General features: G+C 60.3%; 22 protein-coding genes. 14 read left to right on the top strand and 8 right to left on the bottom strand.

What is annotated here, in order from left to right; translation table 11 throughout:
- Positions 1–4: 4 nt before the first annotated feature.
- Genes ACQZ6F_RS27925 through ACQZ6F_RS27900 form a run of 6 tightly spaced genes read right to left on the bottom strand, consistent with a single transcriptional unit; the run spans position 5 to position 6,298 of the window.
- Positions 5–856, bottom strand: a complete 852-nt coding sequence (locus ACQZ6F_RS27925) for an NADPH-dependent oxidoreductase (RefSeq protein ID WP_449095152.1) — start codon at positions 854–856, stop codon at positions 5–7.
- A 13-nt stretch (positions 857–869) separates the two neighbouring features.
- Positions 870–2,198 (bottom strand): LLM class flavin-dependent oxidoreductase, encoded by a 1,329-nt coding sequence (locus ACQZ6F_RS27920; protein WP_449095153.1) that lies wholly within the window; start codon positions 2,196–2,198, stop codon positions 870–872.
- Entirely contained in the window at positions 2,195–3,415 is a 1,221-nt protein-coding gene (locus tag ACQZ6F_RS27915) for an acyl-CoA dehydrogenase family protein (RefSeq protein WP_449095154.1), read from the bottom strand. Before ACQZ6F_RS27915 ends, ACQZ6F_RS27920 begins: the two co-directional genes overlap by 4 nt.
- A gap of 12 nt (positions 3,416–3,427) precedes the next feature.
- Positions 3,428–3,769 (bottom strand): DUF3088 domain-containing protein, encoded by a 342-nt coding sequence (locus tag ACQZ6F_RS27910; RefSeq protein WP_449095155.1) that lies wholly within the window; start codon positions 3,767–3,769, stop codon positions 3,428–3,430.
- 10 nt (positions 3,770–3,779) lie between these two features.
- Complete coding sequence (locus tag ACQZ6F_RS27905) at positions 3,780–5,108, bottom strand: LLM class flavin-dependent oxidoreductase (RefSeq protein WP_449095156.1); 1,329 nt, start codon at positions 5,106–5,108, stop codon at positions 3,780–3,782.
- An 11-nt stretch (positions 5,109–5,119) separates the two neighbouring features.
- Positions 5,120–6,298, bottom strand: coding sequence for an acyl-CoA dehydrogenase family protein (locus ACQZ6F_RS27900; RefSeq protein ID WP_449095157.1), 1,179 nt, complete (start codon positions 6,296–6,298; stop codon positions 5,120–5,122).
- A 309-nt stretch (positions 6,299–6,607) separates the two neighbouring features.
- On the opposite strand from ACQZ6F_RS27900, the gene ACQZ6F_RS27895 reads away from it, so the two are divergent.
- The 5 genes from ACQZ6F_RS27895 to ACQZ6F_RS27875 are packed head-to-tail and all read left to right on the top strand — an operon-like array spanning position 6,608 to position 11,535.
- A complete protein-coding gene (locus tag ACQZ6F_RS27895; protein WP_449095158.1) occupies positions 6,608–7,963 on the top strand; it encodes an LLM class flavin-dependent oxidoreductase in 1,356 nt (451 codons plus the stop codon).
- Between the two features lie 6 nt (positions 7,964–7,969).
- A complete protein-coding gene (locus ACQZ6F_RS27890; protein ID WP_449095159.1) occupies positions 7,970–8,809 on the top strand; it encodes an ABC transporter ATP-binding protein in 840 nt (279 codons plus the stop codon).
- A gap of 17 nt (positions 8,810–8,826) precedes the next feature.
- Positions 8,827–9,903, top strand: coding sequence for an ABC transporter substrate-binding protein (locus ACQZ6F_RS27885; protein WP_449095160.1), 1,077 nt, complete (start codon positions 8,827–8,829; stop codon positions 9,901–9,903).
- A 34-nt stretch (positions 9,904–9,937) separates the two neighbouring features.
- Positions 9,938–10,756, top strand: a complete 819-nt coding sequence (locus tag ACQZ6F_RS27880) for an ABC transporter permease (RefSeq protein WP_449095161.1) — start codon at positions 9,938–9,940, stop codon at positions 10,754–10,756.
- Between the two features lie 2 nt (positions 10,757–10,758).
- On the top strand, positions 10,759–11,535 hold the full coding sequence (locus ACQZ6F_RS27875; RefSeq protein WP_449095162.1) for an ABC transporter permease: 777 nt from the start codon (positions 10,759–10,761) through the stop codon (positions 11,533–11,535).
- Here ACQZ6F_RS27875 and ACQZ6F_RS27870 read toward each other — a convergent pair.
- The gene (locus ACQZ6F_RS27870) at positions 11,532–12,647 is read right to left on the bottom strand and encodes a rhodanese-like domain-containing protein (protein WP_449095163.1); all 1,116 of its coding nucleotides are present in this window, start codon (positions 12,645–12,647) and stop codon (positions 11,532–11,534) included. The genes ACQZ6F_RS27875 and ACQZ6F_RS27870 overlap by 4 nt on opposite strands.
- Positions 12,648–12,954: 307 nt before the next feature.
- Between ACQZ6F_RS27870 and ACQZ6F_RS27865 the strand changes: the two genes are divergently transcribed.
- The 9 genes from ACQZ6F_RS27865 (at position 12,955) to ACQZ6F_RS27825 (ending at position 21,858) form a co-directional block, all read left to right on the top strand.
- Positions 12,955–14,208, top strand: coding sequence for an acyl-CoA dehydrogenase family protein (locus tag ACQZ6F_RS27865; protein ID WP_449095164.1), 1,254 nt, complete (start codon positions 12,955–12,957; stop codon positions 14,206–14,208).
- Between the two features lie 56 nt (positions 14,209–14,264).
- Positions 14,265–15,050: a gamma-glutamylcyclotransferase gene (locus ACQZ6F_RS27860; protein ID WP_449095303.1), complete on the top strand. Its 786-nt coding sequence runs from the start codon at positions 14,265–14,267 to the stop codon at positions 15,048–15,050.
- An 813-nt stretch (positions 15,051–15,863) separates the two neighbouring features.
- Entirely contained in the window at positions 15,864–16,298 is a 435-nt protein-coding gene (locus tag ACQZ6F_RS27855) for an acetyl-CoA carboxylase biotin carboxyl carrier protein (RefSeq protein ID WP_449095165.1), read from the top strand.
- Entirely contained in the window at positions 16,295–17,683 is a 1,389-nt protein-coding gene (locus tag ACQZ6F_RS27850) for an acetyl-CoA carboxylase biotin carboxylase subunit (protein ID WP_449095166.1), read from the top strand. The genes ACQZ6F_RS27855 and ACQZ6F_RS27850 overlap by 4 nt, the downstream gene beginning before the upstream one ends.
- Positions 17,680–18,108, top strand: a complete 429-nt coding sequence (locus ACQZ6F_RS27845; RefSeq protein WP_449095167.1) for an acetyl-CoA carboxylase — start codon at positions 17,680–17,682, stop codon at positions 18,106–18,108. The genes ACQZ6F_RS27850 and ACQZ6F_RS27845 overlap by 4 nt, the downstream gene beginning before the upstream one ends.
- Positions 18,105–18,812: a 5-oxoprolinase subunit PxpB gene (pxpB, locus tag ACQZ6F_RS27840; RefSeq protein ID WP_449095168.1), complete on the top strand. Its 708-nt coding sequence runs from the start codon at positions 18,105–18,107 to the stop codon at positions 18,810–18,812. The genes ACQZ6F_RS27845 and pxpB overlap by 4 nt, the downstream gene beginning before the upstream one ends.
- Positions 18,809–19,804 carry a 5-oxoprolinase subunit C family protein gene (locus tag ACQZ6F_RS27835; protein ID WP_449095169.1) on the top strand — a complete coding sequence of 332 codons (996 nt, stop codon included), beginning with the start codon at positions 18,809–18,811 and terminating at the stop codon, positions 19,802–19,804. The genes pxpB and ACQZ6F_RS27835 overlap by 4 nt, the downstream gene beginning before the upstream one ends.
- Before the next feature lie 31 nt (positions 19,805–19,835).
- The gene (locus ACQZ6F_RS27830; RefSeq protein WP_449095304.1) at positions 19,836–20,603 is read left to right on the top strand and encodes a 5-oxoprolinase subunit PxpA; all 768 of its coding nucleotides are present in this window, start codon (positions 19,836–19,838) and stop codon (positions 20,601–20,603) included.
- Positions 20,604–20,646: 43 nt separating this feature from the next.
- The gene (locus ACQZ6F_RS27825) at positions 20,647–21,858 is read left to right on the top strand and encodes a pyridoxal phosphate-dependent aminotransferase (RefSeq protein WP_449095170.1); all 1,212 of its coding nucleotides are present in this window, start codon (positions 20,647–20,649) and stop codon (positions 21,856–21,858) included.
- A gap of 54 nt (positions 21,859–21,912) precedes the next feature.
- On the opposite strand, the gene nac is transcribed toward ACQZ6F_RS27825, so the two are convergent.
- Positions 21,913–22,827, bottom strand: a complete 915-nt coding sequence (gene nac / locus ACQZ6F_RS27820; protein WP_449095171.1) for a nitrogen assimilation transcriptional regulator NAC — start codon at positions 22,825–22,827, stop codon at positions 21,913–21,915.
- Positions 22,828–22,882 lie beyond the last annotated feature (55 nt).

Here is a 22,882-nt window from a genome sequence, read left to right as displayed (position 1 = left end):
GTGGTTATTTCAACTTGAAGCCGAGGCGCTGCGCCGCGGCGCCAAGCAAATGCCGACCTTTCAGGGCCGCGACCGTGCTGATCCTGTTCTTCACCTGCTCGGTCCAGTCCAAAAGCGGCATGCCTTGCTCGGTCTGGAAGTCGCGCAAAACCGCATTGTAGTGTTTCAGGTCATCCGACCGCTGGCTCTCATCGTAGCGCTCACGATGCAGAACGGTTGTCTGTGGCAGCCTCGGCTTGACCGCGGCCGGCACCCCCGGATCGGGATAGCCGACCGTCAGACCGAAGACCGGAAACACGCCCTCCGGCAATCCCAGCTCCCGCGCGACCGCTTCCGGATCGTTGCGGATCGCGCCAATATAGCAGGTGCCAAGGCCCTGCGACTCCAGGGCGACGACTGCGTTCTGCGCTGCAAGGGCCGCATCTATGACGGCAAGCAGGAAGCTCTCGACATAGTCCAGGCCCTCTGCCGGAGAGCCTTGGTCCGTGGCAATGCCGCGCGGTCTTGAAAGGTCCGCGAGCCAGATCAGCAGCAGCGGTGCCTGCGTGATCTGCCGCTGTGTGCCGGCGACCGTATTCAGCCTCTCTTTACGCACTTCGTCTTCGACAGCAACGACGCTCCAGGCCTGCAGATTGGATGAGCTCGGGGCTGATTGCGCGGCAGCGACGGCGAGACGGACGGCACTTTCCGGGACTGCCTTTGGCAGATAGCTGCGGACGGTGCGATGCGACAGAAGCGTTTCGACGGTCTCGTTCCAGTCTGCACCAAGCTGTTGGTCAGCGTCGCGATAGCGCTCTTCGGCAAGGCTTGCCAGTCGATGTGGCGCGGAGACCTTGGCGGTCGCAAATGACGTCATGCTCTATTCTCCTTCATTCGGCTGCAATGGCGTAGGGGTTGGCGGGCCGGGCGAGGCCGAGATGATCCCGCAAAGTCTGGCCGGTATAGGCTTGGCGGAAAAGACCGCGACGACGCAGGATCGGCACGACTTCGTCGACGAAGACCTCCAGGCCGTGCGGCAGCACATCCGGCATCAGGTTGAAACCATCAGCGGCACCGGCGCGATACCATGTCTCGATATCGTCGGCGATTGCATCCGGCGTGCCGACGATGGTGCGGTGGCCGGTTCCGCCGTTCAGCGCGCGGATCAGGCCGCGCACGGTCAGTTTCTCGCGTTGGGCAAGGGCGAGGGTTGCCCGGAAGAAAGTATGACCGCCATCCGGCGGCAGCGGAATATCATCCGGCAGTGGCTCGTCCAGCTTCAGCCGTTTCAGATCGATTTGGAGAACGCCGGAGAGCCGTGCAAGGCTGTATTCCAGCGGGATAAGTTCACGCAATTCCTCTTGCCGCCGCTTCGCCTCAGCCTCCGTGCTGCCGATGATCGTCGCGAGGCCGGCAAGGACCAGCAGGCTATTGGGTGCACGGCCATAGCGGGCCGCGCGTGCCCGCAAGTCCCGGGCATAGTCGAGGGCTTCCTCAAACGACTGTGAGGCGGAAAAGACGGCTTCGGCATGTTGCGCCGCCAGCTCGCGGCCATCATCGGAACCGCCCGCCTGGACGAGAACGGGATGGCCCTGCGGCGGGCGCGGAACATTGTGCGGGCCATAAACGGAAAAATGCTTGCCGCGATGGGCGATGGGATGGACCTTGGCGGGATCGACGAAACGACCGTTGGCGACATCGCCGATGAAGGCATCTTCCTCCCAGCTGTCCCAGAGCGCCTTTACGACGGCGGTAAACTCGGCGGCACGCTCATAGCGACCATGATGCTCAACCGGCTTTTCCAGCCCGAAATTCCGGCTTTGCGAGAGGTCGGCGCTGGTGACGATGTTCCAGCCGACACGGCCGCTGCTTGCATGGTCGAGCGTCGCGAAGCGGCGGGCGATATTGTAGGGCTCGTTGTAGGTGGTAGAAGCCGTGGCTATAAGGCCGATATGCTGTGTGTGGGCGGCGACGGTCGCCAGCACGATCGTCGGTTCCAGCGAGGTGAGCGGTCTGAAATCGACCCGATCGGAGATGGCCGCCTGATCGGCGAGGAAAACCGCGTCGAAGGTGCCACGCTCGGCAATGCGGGCAACGTTGATGTAGTGATTGATATCGAAGGACGCGCGTGGGTCGCTTCCCTCCATTCGCCAGGCTGCCGGCGAGAAGCCGGAATGCAGGATGTTGATGTTGAGATGAAGCTCGCGTTTCTGGCTCACTGAAATATCCCCGGTTCCGGAAACTCGCCAGTCAAGAACCATGTGCCGACATTGCGGGTCTTGTATTCAGCGGGATTGTGAAGCGTATGAATGCGCGCATTGCGCCAGAAGCGGTCGAACCCAAGCGGTTTGACGGCGGAGCGGGCGCCCATGACTTCGAAGATCTCGCTGGTGACTTCAAGAGCGACGCGGCCAGCCAATACATTGGTCGAGGCGACGGCAATCGCCGCTTCGCCGCGATCATCTGGCGTCAGATCCGCGCCTTTGGCATAGACAGCATCGAGCGCCGCCAGGGCCCGGTCAGCGAGTGCGGTTGCCGCCTGCACCTTGATCCAGAGCTCGCCATATTGCCGCTTGATCCAGGGATCATCGGAATGGCGTTCGACGCCGGAATAGATCCAGGGCCGCGATTGCGTAACTGTATAGTCGCGAGCGGCAATCAGCGCGCCCTGCGCGGTGCCGACGAACACATTGAGCAACACACTCTGTTGCTGCAAAGGGGCCAACAGGGTGATCGGATCTTGTGGTCGCTCCGGCAGGATCTCACCGGCATCGATCACCACGTCCTTGTAGAAGACACAGCCGCTTCCGGTCTGCCTCTGGCCGATCCCGTCCCAATCATCGGCGATAGTAATGCCCTCTCGGTCCGCCGGTATATAGGCGAAGCTCCGTTTGTTGGTCTCTTTGTCCTCCCAGGCGACCATCAGATAGTCGGCGACATGCGATCCGGAGGCGAATGGCCGAAAGCCGTTGAGAATGACTTTGCCTTGATCACGCCGACCGAAAAGGCTTTTGGAGAAGCTGTTGGTCGTATTGCCCCAGAACCAGCGACCGGCGGCCGAGCGGCGCAGGATATCGCGGGAACGTTCGTCGGAGCCGGTGTTGACGGCATTCTGCAGCGGGCTGAAGTGATAGCCGTAGAGATGGGCCACCGATCCATCCACCTTGGCGAATTCGCGGACGATGCGCATGGCGGTGGAGTAGCGCTCGCCGGCGCCGCCGAACTCCTCGGGGATCAGCAGATTGACGAGGCCGGTTTCCTTCAGGAGCTTGATTTGCTCGTCAGGCCTGCCACCCAATTGATCCCGCTCGATAGCATCCTTGGCGAAGATGTCGCGCAGCTCGGCTGCCTTGGCGAGATGGGGATTGGTCTTGTCGGTCTCGAACAGTGCCGGCAGCAGGTGGGGCGGCTCGAAGCCGTTTGGCTTTATGGTCATATCGCTCCCCGTTCATTTGTGGAGGCGCGGAAATCCGTGCCGTTCGGTCAGCAGCTCGAGAATGCGATCGGTCGAATTGACGAACCGCTTTCCCTCGCGCTCGCCTGCATCGGCGGGAGGATTGTCCGCCAGAATGAGCAGCGGCAGCGACTGGTTTTCCTCGCCGACGACATCGATTACTTGTCGTCGCGGCCGGGGAAAAGCGACCCGCTCGACATCGATCTTGGAAGCAAGGTTCGGGAATGCGGCAAGCAGACCCTCGATGGAATTGCAATAAGGGCAAACGAAGCTGACGCCCGGATGCTTGGGGTCGGCAAAGCCGGGTGAGATCAGAAACAGTTTGTCGCGTGCCATGGATCTTCTCCTATTCTGCTGCAGCTGCATTGCCTGCGGAAAAACGATTGACGGGGCGCTTGAGGCCGAGATTTTCGCGCAGCGTCGTGCCCTGATATTCGGTTCGGAACAGGCCGCGACGGCGCAGCTCCGGCACGACGAGCGTTATGAAGTCGGCAAGCCCGCCGGGCATGATCGGCGCCATGATGTTGAAGCCGTCGGCGCCGTAATTCTCGAACCGCTCTTCCATGACATCGGCGATCTGGGTGGGTGTTCCCACAACCTGCCAGTGACCGCGCGCGCCGGCGATGCGCAGATAGAGCTGGCGAATGGTCAGGTTCTCGCGACGGGCAAGATCGAGCACCAGTTCCTGGCGGCTCTTGCCGGCATTGGTTGCCGGTGGGTTGGGCGGCACGGGACCGTCAAGCGGATAAGAACTGAGATCGACGCCGGTCAATTGCGACAGGAGGTTGAGGCCAACCTCGGGCTGGATCAGGTTCTGCAACGCTTCGAACTTGTCCTGTGCTTCCGCCTCGCTGCGCCCGACCACCGGGAAGATACCCGGCAGGATCTTCAGGTCGTCGTCAGAGCGGCCGTATTTGTCGAGCCGCCCCTTGACGTCGGCATAGTAGGCCTTGGCCTCGTCAAGCGTGATCTGCGCGGCAAAGATGGCTTCCGCCGTGCGTGCGGCTAGTTCCTTGCCCGGGTCAGATGCGCCTGCCTGCACCACCACCGGTCGCCCTTGCGGCGAGGGCGGTATGTTCAGTGGCCCGCGCACCTTGAAGTGACGTCCTTTGTGGTCCAGCCGGTGTAGCTTTTCCGGATCGAAGTAGCGGCCGCTCTCCCAGCTGTCCCAGAGGCCGAGTACCACGTCTGCGAATTCTTCTGCGCGATCATAGCGGTCCGCATGCAGGACATGCGTGTCGTGACCGAAATTGAAGGCGGCTTCCGGATCGGAGGAGGTCACCAGGTTCCAGCCGGCACGACCGCCGCTCAGCCGGTCGAGCGAACCGAACTGGCGGGCAAGGTTGAAGGGATCGGAAAAGCTCGTCGACGCGGTTGCGATCAGGCCGATATTGCGGGTGACGCTGGCAAGGGCGGATAGAAGCGTGATCGGTTCAAACGGGTACACGCCGTTATGCGCCTTTCGGCTGGCAGCGTTGACATCCTTCAACCGTGCCGCAACCCCATCGGCAAAGAAAATGGTATCGAACTTGGCTGCCTCCGCAAGCTTGGCAAGCTCGAGATAGTTTTCGAATTCCGTGCCGACGGAGGCCTCGGGATGACGCCAGGCCGCGACGTGATGGCCGGTAAAGAGCAGGAAGGCGCCGAGCTTGATCTGGTCCTTGCGTCTCGCCATGGGGAATCCTTTCAGCGATACATAGCCGGCGTCGGAAGCTCACCGGTCAGCAGCCAGGTGCCGATCGTGCGCTTCTTGTATTCGGCGGGGTTGTGGAGCGTGTGGGTGCGGACATTGCGCCAGAAGCGATCGAAGCCGTTGGCTGTCGTCGCCGATCGTGCCCCCATGACCTCGAAGATCTCGCTGGAGACGGCAAGGCCGATCTCGCCGGCATAGATGTTGGCGGTGGCGATATCGATGGCCGCAGCGCCACGGTCTTCATGGGTCAGACCAGGCCCCTGGTTGAATGCCGCGTCGAGACTGCGGGCAGCCTTGTCGGCAAGCTCGGTGGCGGCCAGCGCGCGAATATAGAGATCGCCATATTGCCGCTTGATCCAGGGATCGTCGGTATGATTTTCGACACCGGAATAGATCCAAGGGCGCGACGATGTCGTCGTGTAGGCCCTACCTTCTTCCAGCGCGCCCTGGGCGCTGCCGACGAAGACGTTGAGCAGCACGCTTTGCTGCAGCAGGGAGGTCAGCGATGTATAGGGTGTCAGCGGGATGGCGGGCGAGCTGATGAGCTCATCATCCTCGATCTGGAGATCATGGAAGCTGACCGTGCCGCTGCCGGTCTGGCGTTGGCCGATGCCATCCCAATCGTCTTCGATGACGATCCCGTCACGGTCGGCTGGAACGGCAGCGGTGAGGCGATCGCCCTTTGCGGTCTCGAATGAGATCTGGATATAGTCGGCAATGTGGGAGCCCGAGGAGAAGGGGCGTTTGCCGTTGACAAGCCAGCCCTTGTCGATCCGCCGCCCCGATGAGGTCTTCGACATGGCGTTGCCGGAATTGCCCCAGACGAGATTTCCGGCAGCCGAGGCACGCAGCAAATGGTCCTTCTGGGCATTCGAACCGCGGAAAAGAACGAGGTTCAGCGGCAAGTGGTGATAGCCGAACAGATGGGCGAGCGAACCGTCCGTGCGGGCGAATTCCCTGACGACACGCAGGATGGAAAGCCAGGAAGCGCCCTTTCCGCCGTATTGGACGGGAATTTGTGCGGATGGCAACCCGCTCTGCTTCAGCAAAAGGATCGGTTCAGTCGGCCTGCCGCCAAGTTTGTCGCGCTCAACGGCGTCCTGATGGAATGCGTGCCTGAGTTCGATGGCTTTGGCGACCAAAGGATCGGAACTGTCGGAATTGAAAGACATGTCTGCTCCACGCCGATGGATCGTCACGGCGCTGAGCCGCTGGTGGTGTGAAGGGTTCGGCCAGTGTCGTCGCAAGTCCAGCAATATCTATTTGATCCCGCGGGAAGAAATTCTTTCCCGAGAAAGGATGCGGGCGGATGGCAATATGAATGCCCGGACTTCATGAGAGGTCGCTGCGAAACGTTCTCCGTCCGATCGTTGCTGTGCGCGACGACAAATCCGAGGCGGCGCCGCTAAATAGAATATAATTTCTATAGATTATTAGATTTAATGATTAGCCTTCCTCCCGCTGCCATGAGGGAGAAGACGATGACGGGTAAACGACGCCAGCTGAAGCTTGGAGCATTTCTTTATCCGACGGGCCACCACATTGCTGCCTGGCGACATCCTTTGGCGCAAGCCGATGCCGGTTCCAATTTTGGCCATTACGTCGAGCTTGCGCAAATCGCCGAGGCGGCAAAATTCGATCTCATCTTCATGGCGGACGGTGTTGGAACGCGTGGAGCAGACACTGAGGCTTTGCATCGGACGGCGATCCGCTACGTCGCGCAGTTCGAGCCGATCACGCTGTTGTCGGCGCTGGCCGCGGTGACGCGAAATATAGGGTTCGTTGCCACCGCCTCGACGTCCTTCAACGAGCCGTACCACATCGCGCGCAAATTCGCCTCCCTCGACCATATCAGTGGTGGTCGCGCCGGCTGGAACCTGGTGACGTCCTCGAGCGACCATGAGGCGCATAATTTCGGTCGGGACGAGCACTATGCCCATGCCGAACGCTACGAGCGGGCGGAAGAATTTGCCGATGTGGTGCGCGGCTTGTGGGATACCTGGGAAGAGGACGCATTCCCCCGCGACAAGCAGAGCGGCGTCTATTATGATCCGGACAAGCAGCACATCCTCAACCACAAGGGCAAACACTTCAAGGTGCGAGGCCCGCTGAATGTCGCGCGTGCGCCGCAGGGACATCCGGTGCTGGTGCAGGCAGGCTCCTCCGAGCCGGGCAGGGAGCTCGCGGCCCGCACCGCCGAGGTCGTCTTCACCGCGCATCAGACAATTGAGGATGCGAGAACCTTCTATGCGGATCTCAAGGGCCGGCTGGGGAGATACGGTCGCGACCAGGATGATCTCAAGATCATGCCGGGCATCTTTCCCGTCGTCGGCAGGACACGGGCGGAGGCGGAGGACAAATTCGCCGAGCTCCAGGAGCTGATCCATCCGGCCGTCGGGCTTTCCCTCCTGAACGGCATGTCCGGCGGTGTCGACCTGTCGCAATATCCCGTCGACGGCCCCGTTCCCGAGTTGCCGGAGACCAATGGCAGCAAGAGCCGCCAAAAGCTGCTGTTCGACCTGGCACGGCGTGAAAATCTGACCATCCGGCAGCTCTACCTTCGCATTGCCGGCGCGCGTGGACACTGGCAGATCGTCGGAACGCCCGTTCAGATCGCCGATCAGATGGAGGAGTGGTTCAGGGCGGGTGCGGCTGACGGGTTCAATGTCATGCCGCCGCAACTGCCGACCGGCCTCTACGACTTCATCGAGCATGTGCTGCCCGAGTTGCGCCGACGGGGTCTGTTCCGCAGCGAGTACGAGGGCAAGACGTTGCGTGAAAATCTCGGGCTGAAGGTGCCGCGGCATCCGGCGCGGCACGCCGTGGCTGCGGAGTAGGCGGCGATGGGCAATTCCCTGCATCTCCAGATCTGTCACGTCACGCGTCGGTTCAAGGTCAATGGCGAGACGTTGACCGCGCTCGACGATGTCAGCCTCGATATTGCCGAGGGCGAATTCGTCACCATCGTCGGCGCGAGCGGCTGTGGGAAATCAACATTGCTGCGCCTGGGCGCGGGCCTCGACACCCCCACCTCCGGTTTCGTCGGCCATGCCGGGCGGCCGGTCACCGAGCCGAGTCTCGAGCGCGGCATCGTCTTTCAGGAGCCGCGGCTTTTCCCCTGGTTGACGGTCGCGCGCAATATCGCTCTCGGCTTGGAAAATTCCGGCCTGTCGAAAGCGGAAAAGAAAAGACTGGTCGAATCCCACCTCGAGCTTGTCGGGCTGTCAGGCTTTGCCAACGCCTATCCGCATCAGCTTTCCGGCGGCATGGCGCAACGCGCCGGCATTGCCAGAGGCCTGGTCAATCGACCGAATGCGTTGTTTCTCGATGAACCGTTCGGAGCGCTCGATGCGATTACCAAGGCAAGGCTGCAGGATGAGCTTCAGGACATCTGGGCCAAGGAGCGCATCACCATGGTTCTGGTGACGCATGATGTCGAGGAGGCTGTTTACCTCGGTGATCGTGTCGTCGTCATGTCACCGCAGCCCGGCCGCATTCGCGACATCATCCCGGTGGACCTGCCGCGGCCGCGCGCCCGAACCTCACCGAGGCTGGTCGACGTCCGCAACCGCGTTCTCGAAAGCCTCAACGCAACAACCTCAATACCTACAGGTGCTCGCGCCATACCCGTGGCAGGCAGCCGCGTCACCGAGACGCGACCCACCATCGCCGCCGCAGAATAGATAAACGGAGAATAAGAATGAAGCTGCTATCCATCCCGCGTTTGGTTGCCGGAGCCGCCATTGCCCTGACCATGCTTTCGGTCTCCGCCCGCGCTGAGGACCCATTGGTCATTCATGTCGGCTATGCCGCGATCGGCATCGACAATCGCCCTTACTCGGAGGGGACTTCGGCGGCGACGGCCCGGGCCGGTGATTTTCTCGAAAAGGAATTTGCGGGCGATCCCAACGTCAAGATCGAGTGGACCTTCTTCAAGGGCGCCGGCCCGGCCGTGAACGAAGGCTTTGCCAATGATCAGCTTGACTTTGCCTATCAGGGCGATCTGCCGGCGCTGATTGGGCGGGCGACCGGCCTGAAGACGAGGTTCCTGCTGGCAAGCGGCGCCCGCAAGCCGCTTTATCTCGCCGTCGCCAAGGGATCCGGCTTCAAGACGATCGAGGATCTGAAGGGCCGCAAGATCGCGTTGCAGCGCGGAACCAATGGCCACCTTGCCGCGATCAAGGTTTTGCAGGCACACGGGCTGACCGAACGGGACGTGCAGGTCGTCAATCTCGACAGCGCTGGAACCGTGGCGGCGCTGACCAGCAAGGACATCGATGCCGCATTCGGCGACACGCAGCTCATCAACCTGGCGGCCAAGGATAGCGCCGACATCATCTATACGACCAAGGGTGACGATCCGCGCTTCGGCCGCAATGCCGGCATTATCGGCCGTGAGGCTTTCATCGAAGCCCATCCGGAGATCACGCAGCGCGTTGTCGATGCCTTCGTCAAGGCGGCGCAATGGTCCTCCGAAGAGCCGAACCGCGCTCAGCTCTTCGAACTCTGGCACAAGTCCGGCACGCCGGTGCCGATCCTCGAGGAGTATTTCCGCAACGATACGCTGGCCTATCGCAATTCGCCGCTGATCGATGACCTGCTCGTCTCGCAGTACAAGGAGCAGGCCGTCAAGAGCAAGGAATACGGTCTCATCCGTCGTGATGTCGATCTCAACGGCTGGTTCGAGCCGAAGTACCTCGACAGTGCTCTGGAAAGGCTTGGTTTGAAGAAATTCTGGCAGCCCTATGGCGCGGATGGCAAACCGGTTTCCTCGTGAGCCATGGCTATCGATCTCGGTGGAGCAGCTTGGCATGAGCATTGTGATTGAGGCTGCCAACCGTACCGATATGCAGCCGCCTTCTGCGAAGCTGAAGCGTCTCGCCGTGCTCGCGACAGGCCTGATCTTTCCGCTCGGCCTGCTTGGCCTCTGGTGGGTCTCCTCCATCAAAGGCTGGCTGCCGGAACAGATCCTTCCGGCGCCTGCCTATGTCTACCAGACGGGCCGCGACATGATGCTGAGCGGCGAGCTTCCCTATCACACCGGGGTGAGCCTCGTGCGCGTCCTCGTCGGCTTTACGATTGGCGCGGGGTTGGGTCTGCTTCTCGGCATCGCAATGGGGCTTTCCGAGGCGGTGGAGGACTACGTAAAGCCGCTTTTTCTCGCCTTTGCGCAGATCCCGACACTCGGATGGATCCCGCTCCTGATGCTGTTTGTCGGCATCGAGGAGACGTTGAAGATCATCATTATTGCCAAGGGCGCCATCGTGCCGATGACGCTGAATACGCTGACGGGAATTCGCGGCGTTTCGCCTAGATATATCGAGGTCGGCAGGGCATTGCGCTTCAGTCGCTGGCAGACGTTGCGGCTCATCATATTGCCCGGTGCCATTCCGTCGATATTCACTGGGATCCGCTACGGACTGACGCATTCCTGGACGGCGCTGGTCGGGGTCGAATTGCTGGCCTCCTCGGAAGGGCTTGGATACCTTTTGGTCTGGGGGCGGCAGATGTTCTGGCTCGACACGGTCATCGTCGCGATGATCGCCATCGGGCTTGTCGGCTTCATCATGGACAAGGGGCTGGATCGCGTCGAGTTGTCGATCCGGCGCTGGAAGCGACAGGAGATCTGAGGATGGCGAATACAAGCCGTTTCGTCCGTTTTCGTCGCGGCATCACATTGCCGATCCTTCTCTTCGTTGCCTGGGAAGTCTCAAGTCGGACCGGTCTTGTCGATGCGCGTTTTCTGCCGTCTCTGGAAGATGTTGCCGCAACCGCCAAGCGCGAACTGATCGACAATGATCTCATCGGCGAGCTGGGCTGCAGCCTGATGCGCAATGTCGCCGGGTTTCTGATCGGCTGTGTGCTCGGTGTCGGCTTTGCGAGCGTGCTCGCCTTGTCGCGTATTGCCGATCGCCTGCTTATGCCGACGTTCAACGGGCTGAAGCAGATATCCCTGCTTGCCTGGATCCCGCTGATTTCGGTCTGGTTCGGTTTCGGCGAACAGGCGAAGATCGTCTTTGTTGCTCTGGCCGCCTTTATCCCGATCGTTCTCAATAGCTATGACGGCATGCGCCAGGCGCCGGCCGATCTGCTGGAGGTCGCACGGGCGCTGAAGTTCAATGCACGACAAAAGGCGCTGCGGATCTATATTCCGGCGGCCATGCCGTCGATCGCCACGGGCGTGCATCTGGGCTTGATCTATGCGTGGCTGGCGACCGTCGGGGCAGAATATTTCCTTGCGGTCGGGCCAGGGGTCGGCGGGTTGGTGATCGCCGGACGCGAGAGGTTCGACATGGCGCTTGTCATGGTCGGGGTTCTCGTGCTTGGCCTCGTCGGCTTCACGCTCAATCGCCTCGCCTATATGCTGGAGGCTTATTTGTTGCGCTGGCGGCCCAAGCAGACCGCTTAGATCACCAGTTCGCCCGACCTTGCGGCGCTTTGCCAATTCTGCGTGCGAAAGTCGACCAGCAGCAAGGCTATTTCATAGCCGCGACGTTGCAGCCAATGGGCAACGGTGCGGGCGCGAACGCCAAGCAGATCGTCGATCAGAACGACCCGCGAGCCTCGCACGGCAATGGTGCGGTAGGCGACGCCCAGCAACTGCCCGCCTTCGGAGGGCAAGGTTCCGTCAAGATGCGCCGTCTCGAATTCTTCGGGCGTCCGGACATCGAGCAGGTAGGTGGTTCGCTCGGCATCGGCGGCCCATTTTGTCGCCGTATCGATATCGATTTCGGGAAAAAGGTCCAGGCTGCTCAGTGTTGCAATATGCTTGCGTGCAAAGTCCCGGGCCTCATCGCTTGGGTCCTGGTAGATGCGTGTCTTTCCGCTTTCCAGCTGAAGTCCCGCGGCGGTCCAGGCTTTCGTTCCGTCATCGAGGTACGAAACCTCGTTTGGAACCTGTGCGTCGATGAGCGTCTGGGCGCCCAGTATAGCGCGCGGCAACCCTGCACAGGAAACGACGACCTTTGTGGTTTCGAGAGGCACCAGATCCTTGTAGCGCAGAACCAGCTCAGCCCCCGGCACGCTGACTGCACCCGGTACGTGATCGCGCGTAAATTCCGCCACGGTGCGCGTATCGATCACGATGATGTCTTCGCCTGCGTCCTGCAGCGTCTTCAGTTCCAGTGCCGAGATGACCGGTGTTTTCTTTTCTTTTTCGACAGCCTTGACGAAGTCGACGCCGGGTATGTCGAATGTCGGTAGGGGCACTCCATCGCCCGCCGCCGTCCAGGCCGGTATGCCGCCCTCAAGCACAAAGACATTTGGCCAGCCGCCGATCTCGAGTTCGTTTGCCACGCGCGAGGCGACCCCATCACCGCCGTCGACAAGGACCGTGCGAACGGCCTTGCGCGGCACGAAGCGGATAAGTTCGCCGGCGACGCGCTCGGCCGGCAGGTTGGTTGCAAACAGCGGCGAGGCATATCCGACAAGTTCAGGGTCGCGAATATCCAGCACGGCCAGTTCGCGGCCGTCCCGCAGCCAGCTGCGAAGGGTATCGGTGGAAATTGTCTTCCGGCTCATGGTTCGCTCCCGTGTGGTGCTATTTTCACAGGTAAGCCTAGTCTCCGCAGTGGAGCGTGGCGACGACGGCGGCATGCGCGATCGCCAGACAAATGAAAAAGTGTTTTCATAGTCTATAAAATCTATAGATAAAATTTTCTTACGATGAGGCCAATGCTTTCCTAGTGTTCACATCATTGAACAGCGACGTCCTCGGCAGTGCAAATCCTATCTGCCGCGCCCTTAATCGACAGGCGGATCAGATCGCTGGAAGGCAAGCTTATGATACGTCGCCAATTCGCACAGGCCCTTAATCGAGGAACACCTCATGACCCGGATCAATGAAGGCTGGGGCAGCGGTCCTAGTGCTCGCTATGAAGAGATCGCCGCGCATTTCCGGCCGATTTTCGAGCAGATCGCCCGGTCCGCCATCGAGCGCGATCAGGAGCGGCGCCTGCCTTTCCAGGAGGTGCAATGGCTGCGCGAGGCCGGATTTGGCGGACTTCGAATCCCCAAGGCCTACGGCGGAAGCGAAGTGACGCTGCCGGAGCTGTTTGCCCTTCTGATCGAGCTATCGGCTGCGGACCCGAACATCACGAATATCTTCCGCAGTCACCAAGGCTTCACCGAGGATCTCCTGAACGCTCCCCGCGATCTATGGCGAGACGAATGGCTGTCCCGTCTGGGCGGCGGCGAGATGGTCGGCAGCGGTTTCTCGGAGCTCGCCGGGGCCAAGGTCGGCGACTATGCGACGACGATTGTTCCGAATGGCGACGGCTATCGTCTGAACGGCGAGAAATTCTATACGACCGGTTCGATCTATGCCGATTGGATCAATCTTGGTGCCGTCGATGCAGCGGGAGAGCCGGTGGCCGCTCTGGTGCCGACGGCGGCTGCCGGTGTCGAAATCCTCGATGACTGGGATGGCTTTGGACAGGCTCTGAGCGGCAGCGGCACGGCACGGTTCAAGAATGTCCGGCTGGAAAACTTCCATATCAAGCCGAACTCCGCGCGCTTTCCCTATACGACGGCATTCTTCCAGCTTGTGCACCTTGCAAGCCTTGCCGGCATCGGTCGAGCCGCCGCCACGGAACTATCCCGACACGTCGGCGCGCGGGCCCGCATATATCCCCGCGGCAACGGCGCTGCGAGCGCGGACGATCCTCAGGTTCTCGAAGTGGTCGGACGGGTGAGGGGGCCGGCCTATGCCGCCGGCGCCATCGTGCTGAATGTTGCCGCCGCCCTCCAGCGATCCCATGACGCCAATCTCGCCGGAATAGACCCGGACGAGACGAATATCCATCTGCTTGCGGAAATCGAATTGAGCCAGTCGGTAACCGTCATTTCGAAACTGATCCTAGAGGCGACGACGGTGCTTTTCGATGCGCTCGGCGCGTCCGCCGCCAAACGGGCCACGGCTCTCGATCGACACTGGCGCAACGCCCGCACGATCACGTCCCACAATCCGCGCATCTATCACGACCGCGTCGTCGGTGAATTTGCCGTGTCCGGCAAGAAGCCGGTCGCGGTCGGCTATCGGAAGATCATCACACCCTTTGATACGACAAGCGAATTGGCTTGATGGGGCGGGTAGTAAGACGCATGGCAAGTGCTTCGGTCAATCATTGCGAAATCGGGATGACCGGCAGCAGGGCGGTTGCGGATACGACTGTTCGCCGAACCGCCATTATGTCGGCGAACAGATCGGAAATGGAGCTGACCGACGAACTGGTGTCCCTCAGCCTGCGCGTGGAAATCGATCCCGGTCCTGATCCGTTGCGAATACCGATCACAGAAAGCGAGACCGAGGCGCTGGCGGAGCGGCTCTGCGAGGAGTCGGGCGATGACCCGCTTTGGGTATTTGCCTATGGTTCATTGATATGGAAGCCGGACTTTGAAGCGGTCGAGGCGCGTGTCGGAACTGTTAAGGGGTGGCATCGATCGTTCTGTCTGCAGATGACACGTTGGCGGGGTTCGCAGACGCAGCCGGGGCTGATGCTCGCCCTTAAGCGGGGCGGTCATTGCAAGGCCGTCGTTTTCAGACTTGATGACGATGACCGGTTGGGCCAGATGCGGCGCATGCTTCGCCGGGAGATCGGTACGCTTGAGGACGCCGCGACGATTCGGTGGATCCAGGTTCAGACGCAGCAAGGTCCGGTGCGTGCCCTGGTCTTCTGGGCCGGCCCGAAAGGAGGGCGGGTTACATCGAAACTGCCCCTCGAGAAGGTGGCCGGAGTTTTGGCCCGAGCCTGCGGGCATAGAGGCTCTTGTGCAGAATATCTGTATCTGACGGTCAAGCATCTGGAGGAATGGGGAATTCGCGATCGCGATTTATGGCTATTGCAGCAGCTTGTTGCGAAGGAGATTAGATCAATCCACAAAGTAGGCGGCGCGGCTTCTACCGCCCCTTCGCCTAACACCTGAAAACATGATCCATAGTCCTAAGCTCGTTGATTCCAATTCGACGCGAACGTCCGCGAACTCGGATACGGACGCATGCGTTCAGCTTTGTATTGATCTCTGGCCAGTCGATTCGACCTATGCGCGTAGCTGATCTTTCCCGATGATAGATCAGGTCAATCATGTACCCGGTAAATTTTTCGAGGTCGCCGGACAGCAGGGGCGGATCTCCGCAAAGGCTCGTATCTTTCGTTCGAAACTCCCCTGCAAAGTGCTTCCGGGCGTACCGGTCCATTCACGAAACTGGAGCTGGATCAACGCTGGCTGAGGATGGCCGAAATAGCTTGGCGTGTCTCGAAAGACCCGGCTCGGTGGTTTTCTCGTCATTAAGGTGCATCCAGTGCGAGCGGGCGGATTGGTTCGCGCTGCAGTGCGGATCAGCCCATAAGTCAGGAGTATTCCGTCGTATCCCAACACGGCATCATTAGAGATGGTGACTCCCGCAGTCGCCAGACGCCCTTTGATCGAATTGCGCGCCACGCGTAGGACTTATCAGCCGCCTGGTGAACTTGGAGCCAGGAGGCCGGTTCGAATCTATTCAAGATCACCACAATATTTGCTTGAGATAGCGTTTCCCACGGCATCGTTACGCGGCGTCCAAAGCATGAAGATGACGCAGATATCTTTCTCGAGCCGGCTGGCGCACAAGTTGATAGCCAGTGCCATCAAAAGTTCGTTTGACCCCATCGTGAGAGCCATCGTGTAGGGAGGAAGTCAGCCAAACGCAGTCATCACCGATTGGATTGCGGGAGGTACTGCGAAATCGCGAGCCTCCGCATGGACCTGTCGAAGATAAAAACATTGATCGATTTTGTTGGGCGATCCAACGTTACTGAACTCACGGTAACGGAAAAAGATGTCTCTGTTCGAATTTTCCGCATGTTGGCTAGCGTTGATTTGGCGCAGGCGCTGGAGGGCGCGGAAACTGGACCTGCAGAACATGATCGCGACGCCTCTGTAAATGAGCGCGCTTCGATCATTACCGTGAAGGCGCCGATCTTCGGCATCCTGCATCGCGCGCCGGCGCCCGGGCAGGAGCCTTTCGTCAAGGTTGGCGACGCAGTGCGGGAAGGCCAAACCCTGTTTGTCCTCGAGGCGATGAAAGTCTTCAACAAAATCGCTGCGCCGCATGCTGGCCGCGTCTTGTCCCTGACCGAGATCGATGGCGGAGAGGTTGAACCAGGCGACGTGCTGGCGGAGATTTCGAGGTGACGGAGTTTGACAGCGCAGCCACAGTGGAACGGCGTTTTGATACGGTCCTCATTGCCAACCGAGGCGAGATCGCCACACGAATTCAGCGTGCTTGCCGCGAACTTGGCCTGAAGACGGTTGCGATCTGCTCCGAGGCGGACCGGCAGGCGCCTTACGGCGAAACCGCCGACAGTTTTCTCTGCATCGGTCCCTCGAATGCGGCCAAAAGTTACCTCAACCAGGATGCGATCCTCCTGGCGGCGCGTTTGACCGGAGCCGGGGCGATCCATCCAGGCTACGGCTTCCTGTCGGAGAATGCTGGGTTCTCTGAAGCCATCGAGAAAGCTGGCCTCGTTTTCATCGGCCCTGACGCGGCGTCGATCGCGACCATGGGCGACAAGATATCGGCCAAGCGTGCGATGATCGCGGCGGGCGTGCCTTGCGTGCCCGGTCCTGATACCTCACTTCCAGACGATCCGGCGTCCGTCGAGCGCATCGCGCAGGAGATCGGCTATCCCGTGATTATCAAGGCCGCTGCGGGCGGTGGCGGAAGGGGTATGCGCGTAGTTCCGGGCGCTGAAGATCTGCTCGAGGCGATTGCGCTTACGCGCGAAGAAGCGCGGCAAGCCTTTGGTTCTCCGGCGCTCTACATGGAGAAATTCCTCCAGCATCCCCGCCATATCGAGATACAGGTTCTATGCGATACCCATGGCAACGCCGTCTGGCTTGGGCACCGCGATTGTTCGATGCAGCGCCGACATCAGAAGGTCGTTGAAGAGGCGCCGGCACCCGGAATTTCGCCTGAAGTCATCGGGCCTGTCGGTGCAGCCTGCGTCGAAGCTTGCCGGCAGATCGGCTACCATGGCGTCGGAACCTTCGAATTCCTTTATGAAAACGGTGCTTTCTATTTCATCGAAATGAACACACGCCTGCAGGTCGAACATCCCGTCACCGAGATGACCAGCGGAGTCGATATTGTTCATGCGCAGCTCATGGTGGCGCAAGGCGCGCCGCTGGCGCTGCATCAGGATGAGGTGACATGCGGCGGTCATTCCTTCGAATGCCGCATCAATGCCGAAGACCCTGATAGTTTCCTTCCTTCGGTCGGCACCATAACCGATCTGGCCCTGCCGGCGGAGCCTGGTATCCGGGTCGATACACACCTTCATGCCGGCTATCGGATCTCGCCATATTATGACTCGCTGATCGCCAAGGTGATCGTCCATGCGCCGACGCGCGCGGAGGCGATGGCAAAAATGCGCGAGGCGCTGGTCGCCGCGCGGATAGAGGGCGTCTCCACCAACCTGCCATTGCTGCGCGCGCTGTTCGACGATGATGCCTTTGTCCGTGGCGAGATGGATATCCACTATCTGGAGCAATGGCTGAAGCGGAGGAGGGCGCAATGAGCACGCTCGATTTCAGCGATCCTTCGCTCATTGCGGCCCTGACCGATGCACTGACGGCAGCCGGCGTAAATGGCATAGAAATCTCAAGGCCCACAGGCAAGCTGCGCATCGTCGTTTCGAAGGTCGAGGGCGCTCAAGTCCGCCTGACAGGAAATACACAGCAGAATTTGGTCGGAATGCCGTTGTCAATCATCAAAGCGCCTATGGCAGGACGCTTCTACCCTTCGCATCCTACCGCTTCCGACGCAGCAATGCATCTGCCACGCATGGTCTCGGAGCAAGACATGATCGGCTTCATCCGCATCGGCTCGATTCTGCTTCCGATCGCCGCTGGACGGTCGGGATCGTTGACCAGGCATTTGGCTGAGCCCAACGCCCTCGTCGGTTTTGGAGATCCCCTGTTCGAAATCGAGCCGATATCATGATTGCGACCTCGAACCCTCTCGCCGCATCGAGGCAGATCATTCCCGCTACCAAAGGCGCGCCGCGGGTTTCCTGCATCGGTGCTCGATCCTTCCTGCTCGAAGCACCGGGTGAATTCGATCTTCCCGCGCAGCGATGGATATGGGCCTTGGCGCATGCGGTAAAGGGCTGGGCCGATGTATCGGAAATGATCCCCGGAATGACCAATCTCCTGGTAAACTTCAAGGAGACGCCTGAAGATCCACAAGCTATCGTGAGCCGGCTTATTGAAGCTTGGGATGCCGCTGGAAGTCTCGATCTGGCTGGAAAGATCGTCGAAATTCCTGTCCACTACGGCGGTCCCTACGCAATCGACCTTCCAGCCATCTGCGATTTTTGCGGATTGAGTGACCGCGAGGTTGTGCGCATTCACCATGAGGCAAGCTACCGTGTTTTCGCCCTGGGAAGCGCGCCCGGCTTCGCTTACCTGCACGGTCTCGATCCGCGCATATACATGCCTCGCAAGACCGTGCCCTCGTTGAAGATGGAAAAGGGGAGCGTGACGATCGGCGGGATGCAGACTGGCATTGCAATGCTGACTGGCCCTAACGGGTGGAACTCCCTCGGCCACGCCGAATTGCAGATGTTCGACCCGTCTTCCTCTAGGCCGGCTCTTTTGGCGCCCGGCGATACAGTGCGGTTTGTGCCGGCAAGGATCGTGCTATGATCGAGATCGTCGAAACCGGTCCGTTCAACACCGTCCAGGATCTTGGGCGCCCCGGCTATCGTGACATCGGGGTATCGGCCAGCGGTGCAATGGATCCTCTGGCTTTAAGGATCGGCAATATCCTGGTTGGCAATGACGAAGATGCCGCAGCGATAGAAGTTCAGACGTTTCCATTCAGGCTGCGGTTTGAAGCCGGCATGGCCTTTGCCGTGACGGGTGCCGATGGCGGTCCGATCCTGGACGGCCGGGAATTGCTGCCATGGTGCGCCTATGTCGCCGAGCCGGGTCAGATCCTGGAACTCAGGCAACCACCGAGATTGGCGCGTGCATACATCGTGTTCGTCGGAGGTCTGGACGTGCCGGTTCTCATGGGATCGCGAAGCACAGCCCTGCGCGGTGGGTTTGGCGGAAATGCCGGCCGGCCGCTTGCCAAAGGCGACAGACTTGAAATTGGCATATCTGGCGATGCGCTCCCACTGCCGCCAAGCGGCATGGCCGTCATCGAGCCGGCGGTAGCGTTGCGCGACGTCTTCCCGGCTATGGTCGATGGGGTACTGCCAGTCCGCGCGATCGTTGCTGGCGAACATGAGCTGTTCGCGTCCGACGGAGCGGCCTTCTGGAACCAGACCTGGAGGATATCATCGAGTAGCGACCGTACCGGTTATCGCCTTTCCGGCGAGCCGATCAGGCCGGTAACGACCATCGAGATGCGCTCTCATGGTGTCGTGCCTGGGGTGATCCAGGTTCCACCCGGGGGCGAGCCGATCGTTCAGATGAGCGACGCCAACACCGCGGGTGGCTATCCCAAGATCGCAGGCGTCATCGAATGCGATCTGTGGCGTCTTGGCCAGGCTCGCATCGGCAGTCGTTTGCGATTCCTCCGTTCGACGCATGCCGAGGCACGCACGGTAGAGCAAGCCGTTACCCGATATGTCGAGGACATCAGACAGACGTCGCAGATGGTCAAGCGCGCCTTGAAGGCGATGGCCTGACGCGGTCGAGGGGATCAAGGGGAGGGAAATGGTGAAGATCGATCTGAACTCCGACATGGGCGAGGGCTTTGGCCCCTATCGGCTATGCGACGACGAAGCGATGATGAAGATCGTGTCGTCGGCCAATATCGCCTGCGGATTTCACGGCGGTGATCCGGACACGATGGCGCGCATGGTACGTCTGGCCAAGCAAAATGGCGTCGGTATCGGCGCGCATCCGGGCCTGCCGGATCGCTACGGTTTCGGCCGGCGCGAGATGCCGTTTCAGCCGGACGAACTGCGGCAACAGATGCTCTATCAACTCGGCGCGCTGACTGCGATCGCCAAGAGCGAAGGCATGACGGTTGGGCATTTCAGCTTTCATGCCGCCATGGGCAACATGGTCAATCGTGATCCCGCGCTCGCCGACCTGATGATGGGTGCCATTTCTTCCGTCGATCCCCGCCTGGCGATATTTGTCACCGCGGGTAGCCTGATCGAGACCGCAGCAAGACGTGCAGGGCTCAAGACGCTGGCGCTGTTTCTGGCCGATCGTGCCTATCAGGCGGATGGTACGCTCGTTGCGCGCGGCCAGCCTGGCGCATTGGTCAAAGACGAGGCTTCGGTCCGTGCACGGGTAAGACGCTTCCTGAACGACGGGACGGTCGAGACCATCGATGGCACCATAATTACGATACCCGCCAGGTCGATCCTTGTGCATAGCGATACGCCCGGCTCTCTGGAGCTTGCCCGGCTCATCCGCAGCGAAATCGAGGCTTCCGGAGCAACGTTTGCGCCCGCCGCCGAGCTTGCTGCCTGATTGCCTGCGATAACCAAGTTTCCCGTTTCCCTATCGAAAGATCATGCCAATGCCTTCTATCGCCGATCGCCTCAAGGAAGTCTCCATATCCGCCTCTGCTGCCATGACCCAGCGCGCCAGGGAACTGGCTGCGAGCGGCGTCAAGGTCGTCAGCCTATCGGCCGGAGAGCCGGATTTTCCGACGCCTGGTCATGCCATCGAGGAAGCGCACGCCGCTGCACTCGGTGGGGATACGAAGTATCCGCCGATGGACGGCACCCCGATGCTGAAGGCGGCAATCAGCAGAAAGTTCAAGAGGGACAATAATCTTGACTACGATGCCAGCCAGATCGTCGTCTCTGGTGGTGGCAAGCAGGTCATTTTCAACGCCATGCTTGCCACCTGCAATCTCGGCGATGAGGTCGTCATTCCCACTCCGTCATGGGTCAGTTACGCCGATATCGTCAAATTTGCCGGCGGCGTGCCGGTGCCCGTTCCTTGCTTCGAGCAGGCGGGTTTCAAGTTGCGTCCCGAGGATCTTGAGGCTGCGATCACGCCGCGCACCAAATGGCTTATTCTGAACTTTCCAAACAATCCGACGGGAGCCGCCTGCTCGCGCGCCGAAATGGTAGCGATTGCCGAAGTCATGCTGCGCCATCCCCATGTCTGGATCCTCACGGACGATATCTATGAGCACCTGGTCTATGATGGGTTCGAATTCTGCACGATCGCCGATGCCGAACCCCGGCTCTATGATCGCGTTCTGACGATGAACGGCATCTCGAAGGCCTATGCCATGACCGGCTGGCGGCTGGGCTATTGTGCTAGCGGATCGAAGGAACTGATTGCCGCCATCAGCAATGTCAACGGACAGAATGCCGGAGGCATTGCGACCGTTGTTCAGGCGGCTGCCATTGCGGCCTTGGAAGGTCCGCAGGATCTTCTGAGGGAGCGGGCGGCAATCTACAGGGAAAGACGCGATTTCGTTCTCGATGAGTTGTCGAAGGTCGAAGGGTTGCGCTGCCATAAACCCGAAGGCGCTTTCTATCTCTATCCCAATATGTCCGGCCTGATCGGCAAGATTACCAAGGGTGGGCGCAGGATCGAGACCGATGTCGATTTCGTCATGGCGCTTGTCGACGAGCATCACGTCGCGACGGTGCAGGGTTCGGCTTATGGCATGAGCCCTTATTTCCGCATCTCCTATGCGACAAGCATGGAAAAGCTGCGTGAGGGTTGTGCGCGTATCGCCCAGTTCTGCCGCGACATGCGCTGAAAGCGAATGCCGCCCGCCGGCCCGGTCTTCGAGGCGGCGGGCACCGAAGGCAATTCAGAGATTTTGGAATTTTAGCTGTTCAGTCAACTCGACGAGGATATCCTTGACGGCAAATGCTGGTTCTGACAGCGAATTCTGATCGGATGTGCACAGGGACAAGGTCTCCTCGATCCGGGGAGAGACGAGCCGGCACACGAGCGGTTCGTTCGTTTCCGCCACAATGCGATCGGCGATGGCCTTTGGCATGATGGTGGCGCCAAGCCCGCTGCCAACGGCGCGGGCCAGTGTTCGCACGATTTCGACTTCGGCCACGACTTTCAGATTGATGCGGCTACGGGTGAATGCGGCATCGACGGCGCGACGGACGAAATTGTAAGCCGGCGGCAACAGCATCGGCATGCCATCCAGCGCGCCGACGGGCAGGGGTTTCGGGTCCGAGTCGACTGCCAGATTGCGGTGGGCAACGAAATAGAATTCCTCCCGGAGGATCGGCTCGAAGCGTACGCCCTTGATCGGACCGACCCCGTGGATAAGCGCCATTTCCAGCCGACCGTTCATGATCATCTGACTGTAGGTCTGGCCGACGCTCTCCGTCAGATGAAGGACGATCCCCGGATGCCTCTTTCTTGTTTCCGCCAGAAGATCGACCGAGAGCGTGGCAGCACTGCTGAAGGGCACGAGGCCGACCGAAACGCGCCCTGCAAGGGAGTTTCCGGCGGCAGCCGCATCGGCCTGGGCCTGCTCCATCTGACGTAGAATGATCTGCGCGTGCCGATAGACCGCATGTCCCGCGTCGGTCATGCTGACGCCCTGCTGGCTTCGGATCAGCAGCTTCTGGCCGAAATGCTCCTCCAGCGCCGCCAGCTGCTGGCTCAAGGCCGGCTGGGCGAGGTGCAGGATATCGGCGGCCCGCGTGATGCTGCCGCTATCAACGATCGCGATGAAGGATTTGAAACGTCTGATGTCCATGGCATTGGCTGCTGTTTAGTCTGCAAGGTCATGTTTGCAGACGCGCATCTGTTTT

Source organism: Rhizobium sp. A22-96 (assembly GCF_053521805.1).
The sequence above is the reverse complement of the archived record's forward strand: the minus strand, read 5'-3'. Positions and strand labels throughout refer to the sequence as shown.

Bases quoted from the DNA above. Each gene is read 5' to 3' on its own strand.
- ACQZ6F_RS27885 (WP_449095160.1), top strand. From the start codon at position 8,827: ATGAAGCTGCTATCCATCCCGCGTTTGGTTGCCGGAGCCGCCATTGCC.
- ACQZ6F_RS27900 (WP_449095157.1), bottom strand. From the start codon at position 6,298: ATGTCTTTCAATTCCGACAGTTCCGATCCTTTGGTCGCCAAAGCCATC.
- ACQZ6F_RS27825 (WP_449095170.1), top strand. From the start codon at position 20,647: ATGCCAATGCCTTCTATCGCCGATCGCCTCAAGGAAGTCTCCATATCC.
- ACQZ6F_RS27875 (WP_449095162.1), top strand. From the start codon at position 10,759: ATGGCGAATACAAGCCGTTTCGTCCGTTTTCGTCGCGGCATCACATTG.
- ACQZ6F_RS27925 (WP_449095152.1), bottom strand. From the start codon at position 856: ATGACGTCATTTGCGACCGCCAAGGTCTCCGCGCCACATCGACTGGCA.
- pxpB (WP_449095168.1), top strand. From the start codon at position 18,105: ATGATTGCGACCTCGAACCCTCTCGCCGCATCGAGGCAGATCATTCCC.
- ACQZ6F_RS27835 (WP_449095169.1), top strand. From the start codon at position 18,809: ATGATCGAGATCGTCGAAACCGGTCCGTTCAACACCGTCCAGGATCTT.
- ACQZ6F_RS27880 (WP_449095161.1), top strand. From the start codon at position 9,938: ATGAGCATTGTGATTGAGGCTGCCAACCGTACCGATATGCAGCCGCCT.
- ACQZ6F_RS27865 (WP_449095164.1), top strand. From the start codon at position 12,955: ATGACCCGGATCAATGAAGGCTGGGGCAGCGGTCCTAGTGCTCGCTAT.
- ACQZ6F_RS27890 (WP_449095159.1), top strand. From the start codon at position 7,970: ATGGGCAATTCCCTGCATCTCCAGATCTGTCACGTCACGCGTCGGTTC.
- ACQZ6F_RS27845 (WP_449095167.1), top strand. From the start codon at position 17,680: ATGAGCACGCTCGATTTCAGCGATCCTTCGCTCATTGCGGCCCTGACC.
- ACQZ6F_RS27915 (WP_449095154.1), bottom strand. From the start codon at position 3,415: ATGACCATAAAGCCAAACGGCTTCGAGCCGCCCCACCTGCTGCCGGCA.
- nac (WP_449095171.1), bottom strand. From the start codon at position 22,827: ATGGACATCAGACGTTTCAAATCCTTCATCGCGATCGTTGATAGCGGC.
- ACQZ6F_RS27895 (WP_449095158.1), top strand. From the start codon at position 6,608: ATGACGGGTAAACGACGCCAGCTGAAGCTTGGAGCATTTCTTTATCCG.
- ACQZ6F_RS27860 (WP_449095303.1), top strand. From the start codon at position 14,265: ATGACCGGCAGCAGGGCGGTTGCGGATACGACTGTTCGCCGAACCGCC.
- ACQZ6F_RS27910 (WP_449095155.1), bottom strand. From the start codon at position 3,769: ATGGCACGCGACAAACTGTTTCTGATCTCACCCGGCTTTGCCGACCCC.
- ACQZ6F_RS27905 (WP_449095156.1), bottom strand. From the start codon at position 5,108: ATGGCGAGACGCAAGGACCAGATCAAGCTCGGCGCCTTCCTGCTCTTT.
- ACQZ6F_RS27855 (WP_449095165.1), top strand. From the start codon at position 15,864: ATGGACCTGTCGAAGATAAAAACATTGATCGATTTTGTTGGGCGATCC.
- ACQZ6F_RS27870 (WP_449095163.1), bottom strand. From the start codon at position 12,647: ATGAGCCGGAAGACAATTTCCACCGATACCCTTCGCAGCTGGCTGCGG.